We start from the raw sequence: 25536 nt of genomic DNA, 5'->3' as shown, positions 1-25536 counted from the left end.
CCCCCCCCGGCGGCCCCCCCCCCCCGGGGCGCGGGGGGGCGGGGGCCCCGCGGCCCCCCCCCGCCCCCCCGCCCGGGGGGGGGTGGCCCGGGCCTAGGCGCCGGCCCCCCGCGCCGGGTCCTTCAGCGGCGACCCGTGGCTCACCAGCCTCATCACCATCGGCGTCGGCAGGTCCGGGCTGGCCCCGGACATCGCCCGCACGGCGGCCGGCTGGCTGACGGACACCGCGCGGCCTGCCGGGGGCTGGGATCTGATGCCGCTGGACATCACCTGGACCAGCTTCGCCACCTCGGCCCTGCTGGAGGCCGGATACGCCGCCGATCCGCGGCTCGCCCCGGCCCGCGACATGTTCCGGGCCCGGCAGCAGGACGTGCCCTTCCCCGCGCTGGCGTGCCCCGCCGGGCACTGGGGGTTCTCCACCGACCGCAGTTGGCCCATGGCGCTGGAGACGGCCGAGATCAGCTCGCTCCTGCACCGGCTGCCCGGTGGGCCGGAGGACGACCACGCGCGGCGGGGGCTGGCCTGGCTCACGGCCATGCAGGACAAGAGGGGTTCCTGGTCCCTGGCCGTACGCGACAGCCGTCCCGGTGGCTTCGGCCCCTGCCCGCAGATGACGGCCAAGGCGGCACTGGCACTGCTCGACTGCGGAGCGACGCGCGGCGACGCGCGGGTGACGCGCGCCCTGGAGTGGCTGACGCGACAGCAGGAGGAGGACGGATCCCTCGCCGCAATGTGGTACCGAGGGCGCATCCCGGGGACCTCGGCGGCGCTGGTGGCCTTCGCGCGGGCAGGGCGGGGCGACAGCGGTCCGGCCCGCCGGGCGCGGGACATGCTGCTGCGCACGCAGCGCTCCGACGGGGCCTGGGACACCGGGGGAGAGGACCCCGGGCTGCCCACCTCGGTGCCGCCCGCCGAGGGGACCGTCGAGGAGACGGCGTGGGCCCTGCACGCACTGCTCGCGGCGGGGGAGGGGCCCGGGAGCGCGCCCGTCGCGGCTGCGGCGAGCTGGCTGCTGGACCGTCAGGAACCCGACGGCACCTGGCCCGGCGGCCCCGTCAACGAGTATGTGCGGCACTGCTACCGCTACACGGACCGCGTACTGGCCACTGCGCTGGCACTCAAGGCGCTGGCCCGCCTGCGTACGGTGTCCCGCGACGGCACCGCAGACACCACCCCTGAACACACCACCCCTGAACACACCACCGTCGCGCACCCCGGTGCCCCGTCGCGGAGGGAGCGGACATGACCCGCACATCCCGCGACGGCCATCACCACAGCCATGGCCATGACTACGACTACGACGCCGTGGTGTGCGGCGCCGGGGTCGCGGGGCTGGCGGCGGCGCGCGGGCTGGGCGGACTCGGCCTGCGCGTACTGGTCCTGGACAAGCAGCACACACCACGCGACGTCGCCAAGGGCGAGGTGCTCCAGCCCGGAGCACTCCGTGTCCTGCGCCGCTGGGGTGCGGAGGAGGCACTGCGCCGCAGTGGCGCGGTCGGCCTGGACCGGCTCGTCGTCCGCAGCGACCGGGGTGCCCCGCTGATGACCCTGGACTACGGGCAACTGCCCCAGGGCGACCGCGAGTTGCTGGCCCACGACCACCTCGCCATCCTGCACACCCTCGCCCAGGACCTGCCGCCCACGGTGGAGCTGCGCCGGGGCACCCTCGTGCGCGAAGCACTGCACGAGGACGACGGGCGGGTGGGCGGGGTGCTCCTGACCCGCCAGGACACCCGCGCGGCGGCAGCGGAGACGGTGGAGGTACGGGCACCGCTGGTCGTCGCCGCTGACGGCATCTCGTCCCGGCTGCGCCGCGCCGCCGGGATCGAGGGGCAGCGCGTGGAGTACCCGCACCGCCTCGTCTCCCTCGAACTCACCCCGCCCGGCCCCCTGCCCCGCGACTTCTCCGCCTACCTCACCGACCGAGGGCTGCGCCTGGTGTATCCGCTGCCGGGAGGCCGGGTGCGGCTCTACCTCCAGACGGAGCCGGACGAGCTGCGCGGTCTGACGTCCGACGGCTTCGCGGACTGGCTCGCCCGCGCGGTCCGCGAGGTGCCCGCGCTCGACGGACTCGTCCCCGCGCTGCCCGAGGCCGTGGGCAGCAAGCAGACGTTCGCCGTAGGACGCTACCTCGCCGACCGGCTCGCCGTGCCCGGTCTGGCCCTCGTCGGCGAGGCCGCCTACGCCGTGCACCCGATGGCCGCGCAGGGCATGAACACCGCCATCACCAGCGCCGCCTCCCTCGCCGAGCAGATCGCTCGAGCGCTCGACGGCCCGGCACCCGGCGACTCGGCACCCGGCGACTCGGCGCCCGGGGACGGCAGCGCGAAACTGGGAGCCGCCGCCGTGGACGCGGCCCTGCGCGCGTACGAGGAGGAGCGGCGGCCCACGCTCGTCCAGGCCGCCAGGACCAGCGCCAACGCCGCGCGCATGGTCACGGACCTGGCCTGGCCCGGGCGCGTGGTGGGGCGCAGAGCTGTGCGCTGCACCGGGGCCAACGCCCGGCTGCTGCACACCGTCACCCACAACATGGCGGGCCTCGGGCCCCGGCCGCTCACACCACTGGACAGGTTGCAGCAGATCGGCCTGCTCCCCGACCCCCGCGCCCATCGCGTCCCCACGGCCTGACGCACCATCACCGCGACACACGTCGCCGTACACACGTCCCCGTACAGCCGCCCGTACACATGTCAGGAGACACCGCAGTGTCAGCAACACCCGCGACGCACGCACCCGCCGAGCCGCAGCTCCACGTACAGCCCGTCTCCGGGGCCATCGGGGCCGAGGTGCGCGGAGTCGACCTGGGCAGGGTCGACGACGAGCAGTTCGAGCGCATCCACGAGCTGATGCTGCGTCACCTCGTGCTCTTCTTCCCCGACCAGCACGAGCTGACCCCGGAGGCACATGTGGCGTTCGGCCGCCGCTTCGGCGAGGTCGAGGTGCACCCGTTCCTGCCCAAGCTGGAGGGCTACCCCGAGGTCACACTGATCGAGTCCGACAAGGGCGGCAAGGCCGACGAGTGGCACATCGACGTCACCTTCCAGCCCAGCCCGCCCATCGCCTCGATCCTGCACCTGGTCACCTGTCCGCCCGCGGGCGGCGACACCATGTGGAGCAACCAGTACCTCGCCTACGAGACACTCTCCGCGCCGTTCCGCGAGATGCTGGAGGGCCTCACCGCCGTCCATGTGCTCAAGGCACCCCAGGTCGGGGAGCTGTCGGCGGAACACCCCGTCGTACGCGTCCACCCCGTCACCGGACGGCGCTCCCTCTACGTCACCCGGATGTGGACGTCGCACATACCGCAGCTCAGCCGCCACGAGAGCGACGCCGTGCTCCAGCACCTCTTCGAGCACTCTGAGCAGCCCCGCTTCTCCTGCCGCCACCGCTGGTCGCCGCACACCGTCGCACTGTGGGACAACCGCGCCACCCAGCACATGGCCGTCAACGACTACCAGGACTACCGCCTCGGCCAGCGGGTGACGGTCCTCGGCGACCACCCCGAGGGCGGGGCCCCGCGCCGCCCCGACCACACACCCGACGGCGACGAGCGCTACTACCCGCGCCGCGTCAACTCCCGCTACGGGTACTGAGGAGCGTCCACCATGCTCCGACCCCCGCTGACCTTCGTCGTCGGCACAGGACGGTGCGGTTCGACGGCGCTCTCGGAGATACTGCGGCTCCATCCGTCGGTGCTCAGCCTGAGCGAACTGTTCACCACGCTGGAGCCCGGCGCGCTCCCCGAGGAGGAGGTGAGCGGGGACCAGTTCTGGGAACTGCTGGCCTCGCCGCGCCTCTTCGCCGACCGCATGATCCGACGCGGCACACCGCTGCCCGAACACCTCTACCCGCAGCGGCCGGGACGCTTCACCGGCGAGACGGGCGTGCCCGCGGTGTGCCTGACCACCCTGCCGCACCTCACCCCGGACCCGGACGCGCTCTTCGACCACCTGCGCCCGCTGCTCGCCACCCGCCCCACGGGCCCGGTGGCCGGGCACTACCGCGCGCTGTTCGCCGCGCTCGCCGAGCGCTGCGGACGGGAGGTGGCCGTCGAACGCTCGGGCTTCTCGCTCGCACTGGTGCCGAAACTGCGCGCGCACTTCCCCGAGGCGCGCTTCGTCCACCTTCACCGCGAAGGGCCTGACTGCGCGGTGTCGATGAGCCGCCACCCCGGCTTCCAGTTCGTCCTGCTGATGGCCGACCTCGCGGAGCGTGAGGGCGCCGACGCCGCTGCCGCCGAGCTGGAACGGATGCTCGCCGACGACACCTCCGACCTGGACGCCGTGCTGGCACGGGACGTGCCGGTGGAGCGGTACGGCGAGCTGTGGTCCACGATGATCACCACGGGGCTGACACACCTGGCCCAGCTCCCCGCCGACATCAGGATGTCACTGGCCTTCGAGGATCTGCTCGAAGCGCCGGAACACCATCTGAAGCGGCTCGCCGACCACATCGGCGTCGCACCGCACCCGGAGTGGACCGAGGCCGCGGCACGGAAGCTGGACGCCGGGCGCCGCGGCGCAGCGGACCGGCTGCCGGCGGCGGAACAGCGGGCACTGCGCGCCCGCTGCGCACCGGGCACCCGCGCCTTGGCCGCCGCACTGCCGTGAACGATCCGGGCCGCCCTCCCGGGAGGGCGGCCCGGGCCCGAACCCCCGCGTCAGGAGCCGTCGGCCTCGTCCCACAGCACGGTGCGGCGGGCACGGACGAGGGTCCCGACGCGCGCGAGGACGTCGGCGACGGGCCGGGGCGCCAGGCGGCGCCCGTCGCGCAGCCGCAGCGCTGCCAGTCCGCCGGCGGCCTCCCGCGCGCCGATGACGGCCTGGTAGGGCACGAGGCGCGCGCTCCGCACGCGGGAGCCCAGGGTGCCGCGCTCGGGCCCCGCGACCTCGGCCCGCAGGCCCAACTCCGCCGCACGCCGCGCCAATTCATCGGCCTCGGGCAACTCGGCCCCGGACACGGGGAGGATCACGAGCTGGGTGGGCGCGAGCCATGCGGGGAAGGCGCCGCCGTGCCGCTCGACGAGGTGCGCCACGGCCCGCTCGACGCTGCCGATGACGCTGCGGTGGACCATGACGGGCCGGTGTCTCGCGCCGTCCGCGCCGACGTAGCTCAGGCCGAACCGCTCCGGCTGGTGGAAGTCGGCCTGGACGGTGGACAGGGTGGACTCACGGCCCGAGCCATCGGTGATCTGGACGTCGATCTTGGGGCCGTAGAACGCGGCCTCGCCCTCGGCCTCCTCGTAGGGCAGCCCGGACGCGTCGAGCACACTCCTCAGCAGGCCGGTGGCACGCTCCCACAGCTCGGGCGCCGCCACGTACTTCCCGCCGGGCCCCGGCAGGGAGAGCCGGTAGCCGGTGGCCTCGATGCCCAGCGCCGCGTAGGCGGCGCGGATCATCGCGAGCGCCGCGCCGGTCTCCTCGGCGACCTGGTCGACGGTGCAGAAGACATGCGCGTCGTTGAGCTGGATCGCGCGGACGCGGGACAGCCCGCCCAGCACCCCGGACAGCTCGGCGCGGTACATGCCGCCCAGCTCGGCCATGCGCAGGGGCAGCTCGCGGTAACTGCGGGAGCGGGAGCGGTAGATGAGGGCGTGGTGGGGGCAGAGGCTGGGCCGCAGCACGAACTGTTCGCCGCCGAGTTCCATGGGCGGGAACATGTCGTCGCCGTAGTGCGACCAGTGTCCCGAGCGCACATACAGCTCGCGCTTGCCGAGCACCGGCGAGTACACATGCCGGTAGCCCGCGCGCCGTTCCACGTCGCGGATGTACTCCTCCAGGGCGTGCCGCACGGCCGCGCCGTCCGGCAGCCAGTACGGCAGGCCCGCGCCGATCAGCGGGTCGGTGTCGAACAGTTCCAGCTCACGGCCGAGCTTGCGGTGGTCGTGCATCGTGCTCTCCTCGCGGACGGTGAGGCGAGCGACCGCACGGCGAAGCCCCGGGGCACCCGCCCCGGGGCTTCGACTCGGATATCGGTCAGCGCGCCGGGACACTCTCCGGCGTCGTCGTCAGCTCAGCGCGCTTCATGCGGGGAAGGTAGCAGAGGCACCGCTGAGTGTCCGAAGGGTTTTCCGGTGGGTTCTCCGGCGGCCCCGCACCGGCCTCAGCAGCTCAGGTTGTCGCCGGGCGTGGTCCCGAGGATGCCGGTGAAGCGCTGGTAGGCGTCGATGCGGCTCTGCACCTGGCCCGGGTTGCCGCCGTCGCACTCCAGGGTGCCGTTGATGGCGCGGATGGTCTCGCCGAAGCCCTTGCCGTTGACCATCGCGTCGTGCGGGGTCATGGTGCCGGGCCCCGACTGGGTGTTCCAGTACCACAGGCCGGTCTTCCAGGCGACGGCCGCGCTCCTCTCCACCTGGTAGGGGTCGTTGAGGAGGTCGATGCCCAGGGCGTCGCCCGCGGCCTTGTAGTTGAAGTTCCAGCTCAACTGGATGGGCCCGCGGCCGTAGTACGCGGCCTGGCCCGCCGGGCATCCGTAGGGCTGGCTGGAGTCGCAGTAGTGGGGGTAGTTGTCCTGGTTCTGCTCGACGATGTGGACCAGTCCGCCCGTCTCATGGCTGACGTTGGCCAGGAAGGCGGCGGCCTCCTGCTTCTTGACCGTGTCGCTGCCGGTGTTGGCGAAGGCCGGGTACGCGCCGAGCGCCTCGGTGAGGCCCTGGTACGTGTAGAAGGAGTTCCTGTTCGGGAACATCTGGTTGAACTGCGCCTCTGTGACCACGAATTCGGCGGCGGCCTTCGACGGCTCCGAGGGCTTGGACGTCGACGCCTGGGAGGCCATCGGGGCGAGGGCCCAGAGGGCGGCGCCGACCACGAGCGCGGTTATCAGGGACATGACACGTCTCGACGACATGAGGTCGCTCCTCGTTGTGGGGGTGGAGGCACTCAACCGCGCGTCCGCCGCACGAGGCAAGGTCCAGACCAATAATGGCGAGATCGTGCCACCTGGCCATGCCGCCCGGCCACACCTCGCCGCGCCCCGCGCCCCGTGCCCCTACGCGACCACCTGGGGCGGCAGATACAGGCCCTGGCGCAGCACCCGTACCGCGGCCATGCTCCGCGAGGAGACGCCGAGCTTGGCGAAGACGTGTTCCAGATGGGCGGCCACGGTACGGGGTGTGATCGCCAGTGCCGCCGCGATCTCCGCGTTGGAGGCGCCCCGCACCAGGTGCCCGCACAGCTCCAGCTCCCGCCTCGTCAGACCGTGCAGCTCGGGCGGCGGGGAGAGCAGGACCAGGCCGTACAGATGCCCGGGCGGCTGCCGGGGACAGGAGAGTACGGTGACCCGCAGCACCGCGGGAGGCGCGGCGGCCTCCCCGTCCGGGGCGAGGAAGACCGAGTGTTCGTGGCCCTCGGCCAACTGCGCCTCTGCGGCGGCCAGTACGGGCGAGCCCGCCGTCAGCAGCCGGTGTCCTGGCAGCCCGGGGAGCGGCGAGGTACGCCCGGCGCGCGTGAGCACCACGGCGGCCGTGGCCCCCGCGACGAGCGAGGCGCGCGCGGTGAGGGAGCGCAGCGGGTCGACGGCCTGCGCGATCAGCGAGGCCAGCGCGCCGAGCCGGTCCCGTACGGAGGGCGCGGGCGGACGGCTCTCGACGGTGGTGACCCCGAGAAAGCCCAGGTAGCTCCCGGAAGCGGTACGCAGCGGCACGCCGATGCCCTCGCGGAACCCGGCGGGGGAGAGGTAGTCGGCCCACAGCGGGATCTCCGACCAGTGCTGGGAAAGGTCCTTGAGCCGGAAGGGGCGGTGGCCCTGGCCGCCCGCACCGTCCACGTCAGCGGTGAACTCGGGCGTCGTCATGTACCGCCCGACCTGCTCGTCGTATCCCTCGTGCAGCAGCGGCACCTGGAGGCTGCGGTCCGGGTCGAAGAGGTGGATGAAGGCGGCGTCGTACGAGATGAGGCGGCGGATGGGGGCCAGCAGCGCCTCGGCCCGCTCGGCGGCCTCCCCGGGCAGTGTGCCCACATGCGCGATCTCGGCCGTGATCTCGGCGTCACGGGCGGAGAATCGGACCATCCCTCGCACCATCCGGACCCAGTCGTCTGCAACCGTCGCGCCATGGTACCGAGACCGGGCGCGGGACCCGGAGGAAAGCGGACGGCCCTGCCCCGGTGCTCCGGCCTACGGGGGTGAGGCCGGAGCACCGGGGGGCCGGGGGGAGCCGGGCGAACGCCGTACGGTCGCCCGGGGTCCGGGGCTCGGGCGGCGTCGCCGAGGAAGCGTGCCGGGACTCCACGCCCACCGTCGGCGCGGAGGCGCCGTCCCGCCTCCTCCTCAGAGTTCAGCAGCTTCCTGTTGATCTTGTCGATTGGCAGTTCTTCCCATACCGCTTCCCATACCGCGCCGTGCGGCACTCCGCTGCCGGGCCCGCCCTCACCCGTCGGCGCCCGTCGTCACCGGTCGTCGAGGGCCCGCGTGATCGCCGCGAATATCGCGGCACCGCTGGTGACCGGAAAGAAGTGGCCTCCCGGTACGCGGTGAATACGGAAGGAACCGTCCGTCCAGTGGCGCCAGTCGCGCATTTCCTCATGCGTCACCACCTGGTCCTCCGTACCGCTGAAAGCGATCACGGGAATATCCAGCCTCTCCCGCGCCTCCGGCGATTTCCGGCAACTGGCCACCACCGAGAGATCGGCGCGCAGGCACGGCAGGAAGACCGAATAGGCGTCCGGATCCGCGAGAATTTCCCCTGGTGTGCCTCCCCAGGCGGCCATCGCGTCGAGCAGCGCCCTGTCGTCGGCCTCCGCCTCGTCCCCGGTCACCGCGTCCGGCGCGGGGGACCCGGCGACCGCGAGCAGCCGCAGCCTCGGCGAGCCGACGCGCCGCGCCACCTCGCGGGCCACCAGCGCGCCCGCGCTGTGGCCGAGGAGGACGAAGGGGCGGTCGTCGTAGGAGCCGACCGCCTCGGCGACGCGGTCGGCCAGCGGCGCCACATGCGTGTACGCCGCTTCCTCCAGCCGTTCCTCCCTGCCGGGCGCGTGCACCAGCACGACGTCGAGGTCCGCCGGGACCTCCTCCCGCCAGCGCTGGAACATCGCGGGTCCCGCGCCGGCGGGCGGCAGCACGAAGACCACGGCGCGGGCCGGTCCGGCGCGTCCCGCGCCGACGCCGTCCGCTCCCGCGTCGCCCGCCTCCCGGAGGAGCGGGCGCAGCCGGATCTCGCCGCCCCCTGACCCCGAAGGGACGTGGGTGTCCCGTGTGGCGTCCGGAAGATCACCGTCCCGTTCCAGATGCCGGAGGATCTCCTCCCGGTGCTCCCGCAGTCGCCCGACGACCTCGGGCGTCAGCGCGCCGGGCGCCGCGTCGTACCGGATGCGCCCGGCTTCCGCCCAGATGAGGATGTCCCTCTTCCGCAGGTCTTCGAGAAGGTGGGGAATCACTTTTCCTCCCGGGCCCTTAATTTCCTTGAAAGTGCGGAACAAATAAACAACACCCCACGTCAGGGCGGCAATTCAGTGATCGAGTGCGGACCTGTCACCGCTCGACGTGATGTGCGCACGGCTATAGGATCGGCCGAAATTCGTGGCTCATAAATGCGTGGCCTCGCGACTCTCTCCGCCTTCGCCGGAGCGCGACGCACATGCCGCGTCTTGTGCCGCATCGGCCGGAACGGGGAGGGTCAGGAGTGGGCGTCGACGATGTCCCGTGGGGGAGCGTGCACGTGGTCGTGGCGGGGGTGGGCGCGCTGTTGCTCGCTCACGTCGGCGGAATCATAGCCCGGACGTTACGCCAGCCCAGAGTGATCGGGGAGATAGCCGTCGGCCTGGCCGCGGGACCCCTGCTGATCGCCCTTGCCGGGCCCGAAGCCCTTGACCGGGTGCTTCCGGCACATGTCCTCGACGCCCTGAAACTGCTCACCGAGGCGGGCCTCGTCCTCTTCCTCGTCGGCGTGGCGCACGGCATACACCCCAAGGAGGCGCGGTTCACGCGCCGTTCGGTGGCGTGGGTGTCCACCGGGTCTTTCGTCGTCCCGCTGTGCGGCGGAGCCCTGCTGGCCTGCGGGCTCCTCCTCGACGGCGACCCGTCCCTGCGGGGGCACGCCACCTGGCCCGCGCTGGTGATCTACATGGCCACGGCGCTCTCGATCACGGCCGTGCCGGTGCTGGCGAGGCTCCTGGAAGACCTCGGACTGGCGCGCACCACGAGCGGCAACCTCGCCCTGACCGCCGCCGTCATCCAGGACATCGCGGGCTGGCTGCTGCTGTCGGTCGCCGTCAGCCTCAACACCGGTTCGGCGGGCGGCACGGCGCGCACGATGGCGGTCTTCGCCGCCGGGGCCGTCGGGGCGATGCTCCTCCGGTGGGTGCTGCGCGGCAAGGCCGTGTGCCGCCTGTTCGAGGGCAGGCCCCTGCTGACCGCGCTGCTGCTGGGAGCCCTCGCGCTGACCGCGGGACTGGGCAGCGAACGACTGGGCCTGACCGCCGTGTTCGGCGCCGTGCTGGTGGGCGCGGCGGTGCCCCGCGGGGCGCTGCTGCCCTGGAACGGCGCGGTGGCCAGGGTGACCAGGATCGGGCGCAGGCTGGTGCCGCTGTTCTTCGTCACCACCGGGGTCACCGTGCTGACCAAGGCGATGGGCGCCACCTCCTGGACCCTGGTCCTGCTGGTGACGGTGCTCGGCTTTGTCTGCAAGACCGGGGGCGGCTACGCGGGGGCCAGGATCGGGTCCCAGTCGCGCTGGGAGTCGCTGCGCATCGGCGTGCTCATGGACACCCGGGGCCTGACGGAACTCATCGTGCTGTCCGTGGGGCACAGCACGGGGATCCTGACCGGACCCATGTATCTGGCGCTGCTGATCATGGCGGTGGTGACCACCGCCGTCACCGGGCCGCTGCTCTCAGCGGTCTCCTGGGGCGAGGCCCGCAGGGCACCCACGGCGGAGCGGGCCCCCTCCTCTTCTCCTGGCTGATCCGCGCTCTCCCCCCCCGGTGGGCGACGGAACGATGGTTGAGCCTCGGACAAACCTCCATATCCCAAGCGGTAGACGTGTTCAATCCGTCAATCTTAGGTCTGGAGGTTCGAACAAAACGTGAGATGTGGTGGTGCGGTGTGCAAGTGGCTGACGTACTGTGCGACTGACCACAAAAGCGGGATACCCGCCTTTCTGGCGATAGAGCGACATGGGGCACAGGTCGATCCATCCGCGTTTGAAAGGTGCTAGTGAACGATGCTCGGAAATGAATCATCGGGGGCGTCAGGCTCCGAGCAAAGCGGCGAGAATGCAGACCTGGAAGCGTGGATCTGTAAAGTCCTTGAGGGGGCTTTGACGGTCACGGTACCGATTTCCACGCTGGTGCTCGACAATTCACCCCGCCAGGAGGGTGAAGACAGTCGGCACACGCAGGCACTGGCGGAAGTGGAAGGCCAGTTGCCGCCCATCCTCGTACACGCACCCGCCATGCGGGTCATCGACGGATTACATCGCGTCCGTGCCGCCACGCTACGCGGGGAGACCTCCATTCCGGCCGTCATCTACGAGGGCGGGGAAGCGGATGCTTTCGTCCTCGCGGTGAAGATGAACGTGAGCCACGGACTTCCCCTCGCGCACGCCGACCGAATGGCCGCCGCGGGCCGGATCCTGGCCTCGCACACGCGGTGGTCCGACCGCAGGGTCGCGCTGGCCACGGGCCTGTCGGCCAAGACGGTGGGGGAGCTCCGGCGGCGATCGACTGAGGAAAGTACACAGTCGAACGCCAGGTTCGGCAGGGACGGACGGCTGCGCCCGCTCAGCAGCGCGGAGGGCCGGATCAAGGCGGGCCAGCTCCTGGCCGAGCGGCCCGCTTCCTCCCTGCGGGAGGTCGCGAGGGAGGCGGGAGTCTCCCCCTCCACGGTGCATGACGTGCGGCAACGCCTGCTGGCCGGGGAGGACGTGGTGCCCGCGAGGCAGCGTCGCCGCCCCGTGACCACGGCCCGGGTCACGCGTGAGAGCAGCCGGGTGCGGGTGGCACCGCCGGAGGACCCGGAGACCGCGCTGGCCGGGCTGCGCAAGGATCCCTCGCTGCGGCTCAGCGAGTCGGGGCGCTCCCTGCTGCGCTGGCTGGACCGGCACCGCGCCGCGACGGAGGAGTCCGCGCGCTTCGTCGAGGCGATACCCCCGCACTGCGTGGACATCGTCGCGCGGCTCGCCCGCGGTTACGCGAAAGTGTGGGACGACTTCGCGAAAGAGGCGGAAGCCAGGAGCATCGGCAAGTCCGTCTGACATTTCCGTCGGCGGATCAGGGCCGTTCAGGGCCGCTCAGAACTGATTCTTCAGCGCTCTTCGGACGACATTGACTGGGCCGGGCAAGTCCACCATCGTATTGCTCTGCACTTGCAGTGAAACGGCGGCCGAACGGCTGTCCTTCGACGCAGGCCCTGGAGACCAATTGAAGTCCAAGACGGTATGGAGAAACAGTCCGCTCGACGCTGTATTGGTCGCCCTGAGCCTTGCACAATTCGGGGCGACGATTATTCTGGCGGCCTCCTGGGGCGGGGCGGGAACGGCGGCCCGAATAGGATCGTTCGCACTCCTCGTATTCATGATGACGTACAACATCATCATTATCTCGCACCTGTTCACCCATCAGCCGTGGTTCCGTTCGCAGGCGCTCAACGGGGCCGTGTCGATGATGAATTCGGCGAGCATCGCCCAGTCCGTACAGGAGTACGAGCTCAGCCACGTACGCAATCACCACCGGTACAACAACGACCGGCAGGCGGCCGACGGGACGACGAAGGACACCTCCTCGACGTACCGCGACGGGCGCGACGGCGAGCACGCCGGGCTGCTGCGCTACATCGTCGGCGGCGCCCTCGACTCGATGCTCTCGCTCGCCACCGCGCTTCTCTCCGTCACCCGGCTGTTCCGCGTCGGCCCGCACGAGTCGGCGCTGCGCTACGCCTCGCGGTCACCCGGGCCGCGCGGCGTGGAGCTGCGCCAGGTGCGGCTCGACCGGCTCGCGCACTTCGCCTTCGTCTGTCTGCTCGGTGTCCTCTCCTGGCAGTGGCTCCTCATGTGCTATCTGCCCGCCGTCTTCCTCGGCCTGGCCCTGGTCAACGTGCAGAACTACTACCGCCACTTCGGCGCCGAGCCCGACAGCCGCTACGCCAACTCGGTGAGCCACTACGGCCGGGTCTACAACTTCCTCACCTTCAACGACGGCTACCACCAGGAACACCACCTGCGCCCGCCCACTCACTGGAGCAGGCTGCCCGACGTACGCAGCCGCTACCGCACCGAACTCGACAGCGTGGACCGCGTGATCTCCCCGGTCCCCGCGATCCTGGGCTTCCTCGACACCGGGCGCGCCCAGGGCAACCCGAAGAAGACGACGGTGACGGGAGCGGACCGCTGATGACGGCCAACACACCTGCCGCGGCCCGCTGCCCGCACCACCTCTTCGAGGAGGCCGCCCGCAGGTACGCGGAGACGACCGCGGTGGTGCACGGCGGCGAAGAGGTCTCCTACGCGGAGCTGAACGCGCGCGCCAACCGCCTCGCCCACCACCTCGTCGCCACCGGCATCACCCCCGAGACCCTGGTCGGCATCGCCATGGAGCGCTCCGTGTCGATGCTCGTGGGGGTGCTGGGCGTGTGGAAGGCGGGCGGCGCCTGCCTGCCGTTCGACCCGGCGCACCCCGCCGAGGTCGTGGCCTCCGCGCTGCGTGACGCGGGCGCCGCCGCGCTGCTGGTCGACGGGCGCCTCGGATCCCGCGCGTCGGCGGCATCGGCGGCCTCGGGGGCGTCGGCCGCTTCCGGCCTCGGCGGCACCGTACGCGTCGTGGACCTGTCCGCCGTGAACCTCACCGGGGACCTCCCTCGGGAGAACGGCGCGCACCCGGACACCGGCCCCGCCGTGCCCGTGCGCGCGGACAACCTCGCGTACGTCGTCCACACCTCCGGCTCGACGGGGAAGCCGAAGGGCGTCGCCGTCGCCGGAGCCTCGCTGGTCAACCACGCGCTGCACATGACCGGAGCGCTCGGCATCCGCCCAGGTGACCGTGTCCTCCAGTTCACCTCGCTGGCCATCGACGCGGCACTGGAGGAGATCCTGCCCACCTGGCTGGGCGGCGCGACGCTCGTCCTGCCCACACAACGGGTGCTTTCGACAAGGGAGTTCACGGACCTCCTGGACAGCGCCCGGGTCAGCGTCGTCAGCATGCCCAGCTCGTACTGGCACCGCTGGGCCGAGGACCTGAGCGCCGCCGGAGCGCCGAAGCCCGGCGCGCTGCGCCTCGTCTTCGTCGGCGGGGAGAAGCTGCGCGCCGACGTGCTGCGCCGCTGGCGGCAGTTGGAGTGGGCCGCTGACGTCGACTGGCTCGCCGACTACGGCCCCAGCGAGGCCACGATCAGTTGCACGACCTTCGCCGGGCCTCTCCAGGACGACTGGGACACCGTGCCGCTCGGCGAGCCCATCCACGCCACCGACATCCACGTACTGGGCGAGGACCTGGAACCTGTCGCCCCCGGCACCACGGGCGAGATCTTCATCGCGGGCGCCGCACTCGCCCGCGGCTATCTGCGCCGGCCGGGACTGACGGCGGAGAAGTTCCTGCCCGACCCCTTCGGCCCGGCGGGCACGCGCATGTACCGCACGGGCGACCTCGGCCACCGGCAGGCCGACGGCACCCTGCACTTCGCGGGCCGCGTCGACCACCAGCTCAAGGTCCGCGGCCACCGCGTCGAACCCGGGCAGGTCGAGGCGGCGCTGCTGCGCTGCCCGGGGGTCACGGAGGCGGTCGTCACCGGCACGGAGGACGCCGACGGCACCCGGCTGGTGGCGTACGTCGTGGCGCGGGACTTCTCCGAGCCGGAGCTGCGGGCCAGGCTCGCCGCGCTGCTGCCCCCGGTGATGGTGCCCAGCGTGTTCGTGCCCGTCGACGGCTTCGTCCGCTCGCCTGTCAGCGGCAAGCTCGACCGCAGTCGGCTGCCGGACCCCGCCTCGGCCGGGACGACGGCGAGCGGCCCCGCCGCATCCGGCTCGCCCGCATCGGGTCCCGTTGACGGGGCTGCGGAGACGGCCGGCGCGCCCGGCGCGCACGCGCTCACCGCGCTGGAGCAGGCCGTCGCCGGGCTCTTCGCCCGGCTCACCGGGCGCCCACCCGCCACGCCGGGGCTTGACTTCTTCGCCGCCGGCGGCGACTCGCTGCGCGCCCTCCAGCTCCTGAACCTCCTCACGGAGGTGACCGGCGCGACCCTCACCTACGCCGAACTCGTCACCGCCTCCAGCGTGCGCGGCATCGCCACCGCCGTCACCGAGGCCAGGCGCCCGTCAGCGGGCGAACGGCCCGCGCCCTCGGCGCCGCACGCGCTGCCCGTCGCCTCCCACGCGCGGGACATACCGCTGCGCCCCGCCTCCCGCGCCCAGCGGAGGCTGTGGTTCCTGGCGCGCCTGCACGGCGGCGCCGCCACTTACTCCGTGCCCTTCGCCTACCGGATCAGGGGCCCCCTCGACATCGGCCGTCTCGACGCGGCGCTGACCGCGCTCGTGGACCGGCACGAGGCGCTGCGCACCACCCTCGAGGAGGCGGACGGCGTCCTGCGCCAGCGCGTGCGCCCCGGCACACCCGTCCGCACGACGGTGACCTCGGCCGAAGGCCCCGAGCACGCCCGCGCCCTCGCAGCCGAAGAGGCCCGCCGCCCCTTCGACCTCACCTCGGGACCCCTGCTGCGCTCGCTGTGCGTCACCTGGCAGACGGGGAAGCCGGGGGAGCCGGAGGCGGAGAGGGAAGCGGGGGAGGCGCTGTGGGTGCTCAACGTTCACCACGCCGTCTTCGACGCCTGGTCGCTCGGCGTCTTCTGGGACGAGCTGAGCGCACTGTACGAGGGCCGGAGCCTGCCCCCGGCAGAGCGCCAGTACGGCGACTTCGTCGCCTGGCAGGAGTCCTGGCTGACGGGCGCGGAAGCCGAGGCCCAGCGCGCGTTCTGGAAGCGGGAGCTGGACGCCCTGGACGCCGGGCCGCCGCCCGCGCTGCACCTGGAGGGCCGCTTCAAGGCCCCCGTCCCTGCCCCCGCCAACATCGATACCGGGTCTCCCGCCGAGGCCACCGGCACGGACGGTGGCTACGCACCGCTGTCCCTCGCGCCCGGGCTGCTCGCCGGGGTCAGGGCGCTCGCGCGGGAGCACGGCACCACGGAGTTCGGCGTCCTCCTCGCCGCCTTCCTCGCCACGCTGCGACGCACCGCCGGCGGCGACCGGCTCGTCGTCGGCGTACCGGCCGCCTGCCGCACGGTGCCCGGCAGTGAGCGGATCGTCGGCTATCTCGTCAACACCCTCGCCGTGAGTGTCGAGTTCACCGAGGGGATGCGGTTCGGCGAGCTGATCGACCGCACCTCCGCAGCGCTCACCGCCGCGCTGGCCCGCCAGGAGCTGCCGTTCGACGAGGTGGTCGACGCGCTCGGCGTGGCACGCCACCCCGGCGACGACCCCCTCGCCAACCCCCTCTTCCAGGCCATGTTCGTCCTCCAGGCCACGCCCGCCGACGCGGCGGCCCGCATCGGGGGACTGGAGATCACCGAGGAGACCGTCCACTCGGGGACGGCCAAGGTCGATCTGACCTGCATGCTCCGCCCGGACGGCGGCGACGGGCTCACCGGCGAACTCGAATACAGCGCGGCCGTCATGGACGGCGCGGGCGCCACCGACTGGCTCGCCGCATACGAGGCACTGCTCGACGGCGCCGTCGGCGCGCCCCGCACCCGTGTCGACGAACTGCCCCTGCTCGCTCCCGCGGAGCGCGAACAGCGCACCGCCGCCGTCAACGCGGACCGCGAGGAGCCCGGCGGCCTCCGGCCGCTGCACCTTCGCTTCGAGGAGACGGCGCGCCGCATCCCGGATGCCGTCGCCATCGAGGCAGGGCCCGCCGCGGGCTCCGGCTCAGGACTCGGCGCCCGCACCGTCACATACGCCGAACTGGACCGCCGCGCCGAGCGCCTGGCCCAGGCCCTCGCCGCAGCGGGAGCGGGCCCGGAGAAGCTCGTCGGGATCTGCGCTGACCGCTCGCCCGACCTGATCGTGGCCCTGCTCGCGACGCTCAGGACCGGCGCCGGGTTCATCCCGCTCGACCCCGCCATGCCCCTGGAGCGGATGCGCGCGATCACCGAGGACGCCCGTCCCGTCGCGCTCGCCACCCAGCGGCCCCACCTGCCGCTGCTCGAACCCCTGGGCGCCCCGCTCGTCGTAGAGCCCGTGGAACCCGCGGGGTCCGCGGAACCCACCGGGCGGGACACGGCGGGCACCGCCGAAGGGACACCGCGTGCCGCGGCAACCGTCGGGCTCGACAACGTCGCGTACGTCTACTACACCTCCGGTTCCACGGGCCGCCCCAAGGGCGTCGTGATCGACCACCGTTGCGCCTCCAACCGCGTCGACTGGATCGCCCGCCGCTACGCGATGGGCCCCGGCACCCGGGTGCTGCACAAGACACCCCTCCTCTTCGACGTCGCCATCTGGGAGATCTTCAGCACCCTCGGCCACGGCGGCACCGTGCTCCTCGCGGACGCCGGAGCCGAGGCCGACGTCACCCATCTGGCCGGGCTGTTGACGGACGGGCGCCCCGCGCTCGCCCACTTCGTCCCCTCCATGCTCGACGCCTACCTCTCCCTCGCCCCGCGCGCGCACCTCGCGGACACCCCGAGCCCCCGCTGGATCCAGACCTCCGGCGAGGGTGTGCCGGCGCGGCTGCTGCGGCGGTTCGCCGCGCACTTCCACGCGCCCGTCGAGCTGCACAACATGTACGGGCAGACCGAGACCTCGGAGGTCGCCGCCTGGGAGGGCCGCACCACCTCGGCGCCCGCCGCCGTCCCCATGGGGCGTCAGATCGGCATCTACCGGCTCTTCGTGCTCGACGAGGCACTCAACCCGCTGCCACCGGGTGTGCGCGGGGAGCTGTACGTGGCCGGAGTCGGCGGCCTCGCCCGCGGCTACCACGGCCGCCCCGGGCTGACCGCCGAGAAGTTCGTCCCGAACCCGTACGCGCTCACCCCCGGCGAACGCCTCTACCGCACAGGCGACCTCGCCTGGACGGACAGGGAAGGGGTGCTGCACTACGCGGGGCGCTCCGACGACCAGGCCAAGATCCGGGGCGTGCGGGTGGAGACCGGCGAGATCGAGTCCGTACTGGAGCGGCACCCCGGCGTGCGCGCGACCGCCGTCGTCGTACGGCGCGACGAGGGCGACGGGCGGAACGGGCGGGACGGGCGCGACGGGCGCGACGGGGGCGACGGGGGCGGCGCACCGGAACTGGTGGCCTACGTGGTGGGCGATGCCTCGGCCGGAGAACTGGCCGAACACCTGGCGCGGTATCTGACGACGTACATGCTGCCCGCCGCGTACGTACGCCTCGACGCACTGCCGCTCACCCCCTCGGGCAAGACCGACCGGCTCCGGCTCCCGGCCCCGACCGCCGGGGACCGCGAGGCACGGGTGGGCGCGGCGGAACCGCACTCCGAGCTGGAGAGCGCGCTGGCCGAGCTGTGGAAGGACGTGCTCGGCGTGGGGCGCGTCGGCCGCAAGGACAACTTCTTCGGCGTCGGCGGCAACTCGCTCAGCTCCCTCCAGGTGCTGAACCGGGTCAACGAGACCTTCGGCGTGGAGGTGTCCCTGCGCGAGTTCTTCGGCGCACCGACCATCGAGGGGCTCGCCGCCTACGTCGAGAAGTCGCTGGTGTCCATGGTGAGCGCGTTGTCGGACGACGAGGTCGCCGACCGCCTCAACGAGGGAGGACTGACGGCATGACCGAGCTGAGCCCTGGGCGTGCCCAACTCCTGGACAGCCTGCTGCGACGGCGCATCGGCACCCCCGAGCGGCAGCAGCGGATACCGAAGGTGCCGGCGGGCACCGAGGTGCCGCTGACCCCCGCGCAGGCCAGGATCTGGTTCTTCACCCGCCTGTATCCCGACAGCGCCGAGTACAACGTCTTCGAGACGCTCACCTTCGACCACGCACCCACGCACACGGAACTGCGCACCGCACTCGGCACCCTGATGGAGCGTCACGACGCGCTACGGGTCGCCGTGCGCGAGACCGGGGCCGCAGAGGACGCGGGGGACGCCGGGGGCACGGCCCTACAGCACGACAGCGGCCTCACCGAACCGCCCCTGGAGTGGCACGACCTGCGGGAGGCGAACGGGGCCGAGGCCGAGCGGCGCGCCCGCGAGATCGGCGACGCGGCGGCCGCGGCGCGCATCGCGCTGGACAGCCCGCCGCTGCTGCGCGCCGTGGCCGTAGCCCTGCCGGGCGGCAGACTGCTGCTCGTCCTGGTGCTGCACCATCTCGTCACCGACTACTGGTCGACCAAGCAGCTCGTCCAGGAACTGTGCTCCCTGCTCGCGGGAGAGCCGCTGGACGCGCCGGGCGAGGTGGGCTTCCTCGACTACGCGGCCTGGCTCGCGGCCCAGGCCGACGAGGAGCGGGTGGCCCGCGACCTCGGCTACTGGAAGCGGCGGCTGGGCGGGGAACTCCCCGTCCTGGACCTGCCCGCCGACCGCCCGCGTCCCAGCGTGCCCAGCCGCCGGGGCGGTGTCGTGCCCCTGGACGTGCCCGCCGAGGACGCCGGCCACGTGCGCCGCCTCGCCAAGGAGGAGGGCACCACCCCGTTCGTCGTGCTCCTCGCCGCCTACAAGGCACTCATCCTGCGGCTGACGGGGCAGCCCGACGTCATCGTCGGCGCACCCCTGGCGGGGCGCGACCACCCGGTGACCGAGGACATCGTCGGCTGCTTCATCAAACCTGTCGCACTGCGCACCGATGTCACGGGCGACCTCTCCTTCCGCGCGCTGGTGCGGCGCGTGCACGACACCGTCGTCGGCGCGCAGGACCACCAGAGTGTGCCGTTCGAGCGTGTCGTGGCCGAGCTGGGCATCCCGCGCACCGCGGGCGGCAGCCCCGTCTTCCAGACGTTCTTCGGCCTCCAGTCGGCCGACGGGCTCAGCATCGAGGGCGCGCGCTGGGGCGAGGTCGTGCTGGACAGTGCCTCGGCCAAGTGGGACCTGACGGTGTCGCTGACCGAGACCCCGGACGGCTACGGGCCCGCCGAGTCTTCCGGGGTTGCTGGACCCTCGGGGTTCTCCGGCTTCGTGGAGTACGCCTTCGACCTCTTCGACGAGCCGACCGTACGCCGCTACACCGCCGCCTACCGCCGTCTCCTCGACTCCGCCGCACGCGACGCCGACACGGCGCTGCGCGACCTGGACCTGCTCACCGGCGCCGAACGCGACCACATCGTGCACGGCCTCAACGCCTACCGGCGCCCCGAGCTGCCCTACCGCACCATGGCCGAGCCCTTCGAGGAACAGGCGGCCCGCACCCCCGCAGCGGTCGCGCTGGAGGGCGACGAGGGAACCCTCACCTACGGTGAGCTGAACGCCCGCGCCAACCGGCTCGCCCACTTCCTGCGCTCCGCCGGGGCCGGACGCGGCACCTTCGTGGCCCTGTGCGCCGAGCGCGGCTTCGACATGATCACCGCGCTGTACGCCATCGCCAAGTCGGGCGCCGCCTACGTCCCGCTCGACCCCGAACTCCCCGACGGGCGCCTGGAGTACATGCTCCAGGACGCGGGAGCTCTGCTGGTGCTCACCGACGACACCACCAGAGACCGGATCGGCGAGGGCCCCTGGCACACGTACTCCCTCGGCAAGGACGCACACCTGTGGGCCGCGCTGCCCACCGGCGACGTGCCCGCCGAAGGACCCGGCAACCACCTGGTGCACCTGCTCTACACCTCCGGTACCACGGGACGGCCCAAGGCGGTCGCCTACGGAGTGGACGGCGCACTCGCCAACATCTTCTGGCTCCAGGAGAAGTACCCCTTCGGGCCCGGCGACGCGAACCTGCTGAAGACCTCCTACGGCTTCGACGTCTCCATCTGGGAGATCTTCTGGCCGCTGTACTTCGGCGCCCGCGTCGCCGTCTGCCGCCCCGGCGGCCACAAGGACCCCGGCTACCTGCGGGAGATGATCGAACGGCACCGTGTCACCACCGTCTACCTCATCCCCACGATGATGCAGGTCTTCCTGGAGAGCGCCCCCGCCGGCAGTTGCCCCTCGCTGCGCTGGGTGTTCTGCGGCGGCGAGCCCGTCACCCCGCGCATCCGCGACGGCTTCCACGAGCGCTTCGACGCCGCCCTCATCAACTGCTACGGACCCACCGAGGCGGGGTGTGTCACCGACATGGTGCTGCCCCGCGACCCCGGCGCACCCGTACCGCTCGGCCGTCCCGCGGGCAACTTCCGTCTCTACGTGCTCGACGAGAACCTCGTGCTCGCACCCGTCGGCGTGCCCGGTGAGGCGTTCATCGGCGGTGAGAGCGGCGTGGCGCAGAACTACCACCGCCGCCCCGGCATGACCGCCGAGCGCTTCCTGCCCGACCCGTACGGGCCGCCGGGCTCGCGCATGTACCGCACCGGCGACCTGTGCCGCTACCGCGCCGACGGCGTCCTCGAACACCTCGGCCGCATCGGCCGACAGGTCAAGATCCGCGGCATGCGCATCGAACTCGCCGAGATCGAGGCCGTGCTGTGCGAACACCCCGACGTCGAGGACGCCGTGGTGCTCGCCCCGCAGAGCATGGACCGCCGCCTCGCCGCCTTCGTCGTCCCGCGCGAGGGGCACACGTCCGGCGCGCGTGAACTGGCGGAGCACGCGGCCCGGCTGCTGCCCCCCTACATGCTCCCCTCCCGCTACACCGAGGTCCCGTGCGTCCCCATGAACGTCAACGGCAAGGCGGACGAGAAGGCCCTGCTGCGCCACCTCGGCGAGGGCACCGCCCCCGAGCGGCAACGGACACTCGTCCCACCGGAGGGCGAGGTGGAGACCGGGCTCACGGAGATCTTCCGGCGCGTCCTGGGCACCGACGACGTCGGCGTCACCGACGGCTTCTTCGAACTGGGCGGCCACTCCCTGCTCATTTTCCGGCTCATCGCCGCCTGTTCACAGGAACTGCGCCTGCGCCCCACGGTGAGCGACGTGTTCGCGGCGCCCACCGTCCGCGAACTGGCCGCACGGCTGCGCTCCTCCGCCGACGAGGCACGCACCTGCCTGGTCCCGCTGGCCCCCGCCAAGGGCAGGCCCCTGCTGGTCCTCGTGCACGCGGCGAGCGGCTCGGTCCTGCCGTTCCTGGAGACGGCACGCCGCCTGGAGGGCGAGTTCGACGTGTACGGCATCGAGGCGCCGCAGGACGCGGAAGGCCGCCTCGCGGGCTCCGTGGAGCAACTTGCCGCGCACTACGCGAGCGCCGTCGACGCGGTGCGCGGCGTCAGCCCCCTCGTGCTCGCAGGGTGGTCCATGGGCGGGTGCGTCGCGCTGGAGATGGCCCGCCAGTGGCGCGAGCGCGCCGTGGACGTCATCGCGACACTCCTCCTCGACTCCTGGGCACCGCCCGCGCTCGCCGCCGGTGCGGACGGTGCGAGCAGTGCGGACGGTACGGGGGACGCGGGGGGCGGTACGGGCGGTGCGGCGCGGGTACGGGCCGCCATCCTGGGCATGGACATCTTCGCCCTGGAGGGCTTCGAGGCCGACACCCTCGACGAGGCGGCGGGCGAGGTCCACCGCCTCAAGCAGGCCGTCGACCACCACCGCGCCGCCTTCCTCGACTACGATCCCGCGCCCTACGACGGCGCCGTCGACCTGCTGCGGGCCACGGAAGTGATACCCGAGGTGCGCGGCGCACTGCCCGACGGCTATCTGACGGGCGACCGCGGCTGGTCGAGCCGGATCAGGGAAGTGACCGTGCGCGACGTACCCGGAAATCACTTCACCCTCCTCGCCAAGGAGAACGCGGAAGAACTCGCGAAAGCCATTCGCGAGACCGTCGAAGCGCGTTTGTCGTTCGAAGAGTTCTGACGCTCGAAGATTCCCGAAGAATCTGGAAGAGTCCTGAAACGAGAATTCCCGCGCCTTTGCACACTGAGGCGAGCCGAGGCGACAAGCCGGAGGTGGCAGTGGAAGGCAACCGAGGCGGTGTTGCCCGTCGGCACCAGTTCTCCAAGGAAATACGCGAGGCCGTAAGAGAAAGCTCACGGCTCGACAACTGGCACGGCCCGCTCGAAACCGTCGAGCACTGGATCGTCGTCGCCGTGGCATTCGCCGGTTCCTGGTGGCTGTGGCAGCACGCGCCCGCCGCCGTCTCCGTTCCCGCGTACATCGTGGCCGTCTTCCTCATCGGCGGACGGCAGCGGGCCCTCGCCGGGGTGCTGCACATGGCCACACACCGGGCACTGATGAGCCACACCCGCGCCGGATCCGTGATCGGCGGCCTCTTCGGCGGCTATCCCGTGCTCCAGAGCTTCACCGGCTACCGCGCCTCCCACCTGGGCGAGCACCACGGCAGGCTGGGCGACCCCGAACGCGACCCCGACTACCAGCAGTACCAGCGCAACGGGCTGTGCGGCGACGACCTCAGCAGGCGTGCGGTGCGCCGCTATCTGCTCACCATGCTCGGCCCGCGCGCCACGCTCTCCTACGTCGCCTACCTGCTGCGCCACCGCATCGTCACCGGCGGCGAACAGGTCTGGGAGCGCTGGGTGCGCGGCGCGCTGACGGCCGCCGTGCTCCTCGTCGCGGCGTGGGGCGGCTGGCTCGACCTGCTGGCGCTCTACTGGCTCGTGCCCCTGGTCACCACGCAGGTGTGGCTCGGCGCCGTCGCTGAACTCCTGGAGCACTTCCCCGTCATCGAGACCGCGCCCCGCGTGGACATCTACATGTCCTGGAACCGCAGGTACCCGCTGCCGCTGCGCTTCCTGCTCGGCGAGAAGCAGGGCGAGGGTTACCACCTCGTCCACCACCTGTTCCCCAGGACCCCGCTGTGGCGGCTCAAGGACGTCCACGCGGTGCTCTCCCGCGATCCCGAGTACGCGGCCCTGCCCACGCTGGGCGGGGTGTTCGCGGCGATGTCGACGATCTACCGGTCGCTGCCCGAGCTGCCCGAACGCCCTGAGAGGGGCGCACCCGCGCCCGCGGCGGGCTGACCTCCCCGCCGTCCCCCCGCCGTCCCTCCGCCTCACCGGTTCCGCGAACACCCCCCCGCCTTGCGCACCCCTGCCTTCCCGACCGATCCATGAGGAGTGAACCGCCGATGACCGACCTCCGTAGCCTCCTCGGTGAACTGCGGCACAGCGGCGTCCAGCTCTGGGTGCACGAGGGCAGGCTGCGCGTGCGGCCTTCGAACGCGCTCACCGCCGAGCAGTCGGCGGCGCTGCGCGCCTCGAAGCAGGAGGTCATCGCCCTCCTCCAGGCGGAAGAACTGTCCCGCAGCACGCCACTGCGCGGACGGCCCCGCCCCGCGGCCGTCCCGCTCTCCCTCGGTCAGGAAGGGCTCTGGTTCCTCGAACAGCTCGGCGCGCCCGGCGCCGCCTACGACCTCAAGAGCATCGTCCGTATCACCGGGCCCCTGGACCCCGAGGCGCTCGACCGCGCCCTCGCCGACCTCGCCCGCAGGCACGAGGTGCTCCGCACCCGCTACACCACCGTCGAAGACGTCGCGGCCCAGGTCGTCGACGAGGAGGCCACCCTCACCGCCGAGCGGCTCGACCTCTCCGGCGTCCCCGCCGAGCGCCGCGAGGACGCGCTGCGCGAACTGCTGCGCGCCCCGCAGCGCTTCGACCTGGAGGCCGCCGCGCCCTTCCGCGTCCGGCTGATCCGCCTCGGCGACGACGCACACGTGCTCGCCGTCCACACCCACCACATCATGATCGACGGGCCGTCCCTCGACCTCTTCTACACGCAGCTCGGCAGCCTCTACGCCTCCTTCGCCGCCGGCGAGCGGCCCACGCTGCCCGAACCCGCCGCGCAGTACGCCGACTATGCCGTCTGGCAGCGCGAGTGGCTGCGCGGAGACGTACTGGACGAGCAGCTCGCGTACTGGAAGGACGCGCTGGCCGGAGCCCCCGGCACGCTCGGCCTGCCCACCGACCGGCCGCGCCCGGCCGAGCCCACCTTCGCCGGTGACGTCGTCGAGTTCACCGTGCCGCCCGAGCTGACGCGGGCGCTGACCGCGCTCGGCCGCGAGCAGGACGCCACCCTGTTCATGGTCCTCCTCGCCGCGCTCCAGACGCTGCTGGCCCGCTGGTCGGGACAGTACGACGTGAGCGTCGGCATCCCCGTGGACGGGCGGGGCCACGAGGACACCGAGGGGCTCATCGGCTACTTCCTCAACACCCTCGTCCTGCGCTCCACGCTCTCCTCCGAGCTGCCCTTCGCCGAACTGGTCCGGGGCGTACGGGACCGTCTCGTCGGCGCCTACGACCACCGCGACCTCCCCTTCGACCGCCTCGTCGCCGAACTCTGCCCGCAGCGCGACCTCGCCCACCACCCGCTGTTCCAGACGCTGTTCACCTTCCTCGCCCAGGACGAGATCCGCTGGGGCGATCTGCGCCTCGACCGCATGGACCCCGAGGACCGCACCTCGAAATTCGACCTGTCGCTCTTCGTTTCCGAGACCGGCCCCGACGGGGGCCTGGAATGCGGATTCGAATACGCCACGGATTTGTTTGATCGGGGTTCGGTGGAGGGTTTGGTGCGGGCTTTTGGGGTGTTGTTGGAGGGGGTGGTGGCTGATGTGGGTGTGGGGGTTGG

The 25536-nt window shown here is 72.3% G+C and carries 15 protein-coding genes; 11 read left to right on the top strand and 4 right to left on the bottom strand.

What is annotated here, in order from left to right; translation table 11 throughout:
- Window positions 1-253 precede the first annotated feature (253 nt).
- The 4 genes from ACWGJ2_RS30100 to ACWGJ2_RS30085 all read left to right on the top strand — a co-directional run bounded on the left by ACWGJ2_RS30100 (window position 254) and on the right by ACWGJ2_RS30085 (window position 4610).
- A complete protein-coding gene (locus ACWGJ2_RS30100; RefSeq protein WP_453349428.1) occupies window positions 254-1246 on the top strand; it encodes a hypothetical protein in 993 nt (330 codons plus the stop codon).
- A complete protein-coding gene (locus ACWGJ2_RS30095; protein ID WP_453349427.1) occupies window positions 1243-2628 on the top strand; it encodes an FAD-dependent oxidoreductase in 1386 nt (461 codons plus the stop codon). Before ACWGJ2_RS30100 ends, ACWGJ2_RS30095 begins: the two co-directional genes overlap by 4 nt.
- Before the next feature lie 77 nt (window positions 2629-2705).
- Window positions 2706-3593, top strand: a complete 888-nt coding sequence (locus ACWGJ2_RS30090; protein WP_453349426.1) for a TauD/TfdA dioxygenase family protein — start codon at window positions 2706-2708, stop codon at window positions 3591-3593.
- A 12-nt stretch (window positions 3594-3605) separates the two neighbouring features.
- The gene (locus ACWGJ2_RS30085) at window positions 3606-4610 is read left to right on the top strand and encodes a sulfotransferase (protein ID WP_453349425.1); all 1005 of its coding nucleotides are present in this window, start codon (window positions 3606-3608) and stop codon (window positions 4608-4610) included.
- Window positions 4611-4660: 50 nt separating this feature from the next.
- Here the strand turns inward: ACWGJ2_RS30085 and thrS are convergent, their stop codons facing one another.
- The 4 genes from thrS to ACWGJ2_RS30065 form a co-directional block, all read right to left on the bottom strand.
- Entirely contained in the window at window positions 4661-5992 is a 1332-nt protein-coding gene (gene thrS / locus ACWGJ2_RS30080; protein ID WP_453349424.1) for a threonine--tRNA ligase, read from the bottom strand.
- Window positions 5993-6102: 110 nt separating this feature from the next.
- Window positions 6103-6774 (bottom strand): chitinase, encoded by a 672-nt coding sequence (locus ACWGJ2_RS30075; protein WP_453349469.1) that lies wholly within the window; start codon window positions 6772-6774, stop codon window positions 6103-6105.
- Window positions 6775-6987: 213 nt separating this feature from the next.
- Window positions 6988-8007, bottom strand: a complete 1020-nt coding sequence (locus ACWGJ2_RS30070; protein ID WP_453349423.1) for a LuxR C-terminal-related transcriptional regulator — start codon at window positions 8005-8007, stop codon at window positions 6988-6990.
- Between the two features lie 377 nt (window positions 8008-8384).
- Complete coding sequence (locus tag ACWGJ2_RS30065) at window positions 8385-9371, bottom strand: alpha/beta fold hydrolase (protein ID WP_453349422.1); 987 nt, start codon at window positions 9369-9371, stop codon at window positions 8385-8387.
- A gap of 200 nt (window positions 9372-9571) precedes the next feature.
- On the opposite strand from ACWGJ2_RS30065, the gene ACWGJ2_RS30060 reads away from it, so the two are divergent.
- The 7 genes from ACWGJ2_RS30060 to ACWGJ2_RS30030 form a co-directional block, all read left to right on the top strand.
- Complete coding sequence (locus ACWGJ2_RS30060) at window positions 9572-10897, top strand: cation:proton antiporter (protein ID WP_453349421.1); 1326 nt, start codon at window positions 9572-9574, stop codon at window positions 10895-10897.
- A gap of 354 nt (window positions 10898-11251) precedes the next feature.
- The gene (locus ACWGJ2_RS30055; protein ID WP_453349420.1) at window positions 11252-12187 is read left to right on the top strand and encodes a hypothetical protein; all 936 of its coding nucleotides are present in this window, start codon (window positions 11252-11254) and stop codon (window positions 12185-12187) included.
- Window positions 12188-12257: 70 nt separating this feature from the next.
- A complete protein-coding gene (locus ACWGJ2_RS30050; protein WP_453349419.1) occupies window positions 12258-13322 on the top strand; it encodes a fatty acid desaturase family protein in 1065 nt (354 codons plus the stop codon).
- Window positions 13322-18703 carry an amino acid adenylation domain-containing protein gene (locus tag ACWGJ2_RS30045; protein WP_453349418.1) on the top strand — a complete coding sequence of 1794 codons (5382 nt, stop codon included), beginning with the start codon at window positions 13322-13324 and terminating at the stop codon, window positions 18701-18703. The genes ACWGJ2_RS30050 and ACWGJ2_RS30045 overlap by 1 nt, the downstream gene beginning before the upstream one ends.
- Window positions 18700-22806 carry a non-ribosomal peptide synthetase gene (locus tag ACWGJ2_RS30040; protein ID WP_453349417.1) on the top strand — a complete coding sequence of 1369 codons (4107 nt, stop codon included), beginning with the start codon at window positions 18700-18702 and terminating at the stop codon, window positions 22804-22806. The genes ACWGJ2_RS30045 and ACWGJ2_RS30040 overlap by 4 nt, the downstream gene beginning before the upstream one ends.
- Before the next feature lie 98 nt (window positions 22807-22904).
- Complete coding sequence (locus tag ACWGJ2_RS30035) at window positions 22905-23930, top strand: fatty acid desaturase family protein (protein ID WP_453349416.1); 1026 nt, start codon at window positions 22905-22907, stop codon at window positions 23928-23930.
- A 107-nt stretch (window positions 23931-24037) separates the two neighbouring features.
- Window positions 24038-25536: condensation domain-containing protein (locus tag ACWGJ2_RS30030; protein ID WP_453349415.1), on the top strand; the 1499-nt coding region annotated here is incomplete at its 3' end.

It is taken from the genome of Streptomyces sp. NPDC054796 (genome assembly GCF_053611545.1).
Note: the sequence above shows the minus strand (reverse complement) of the source record. Positions and strands in the feature narration are given on the sequence as shown.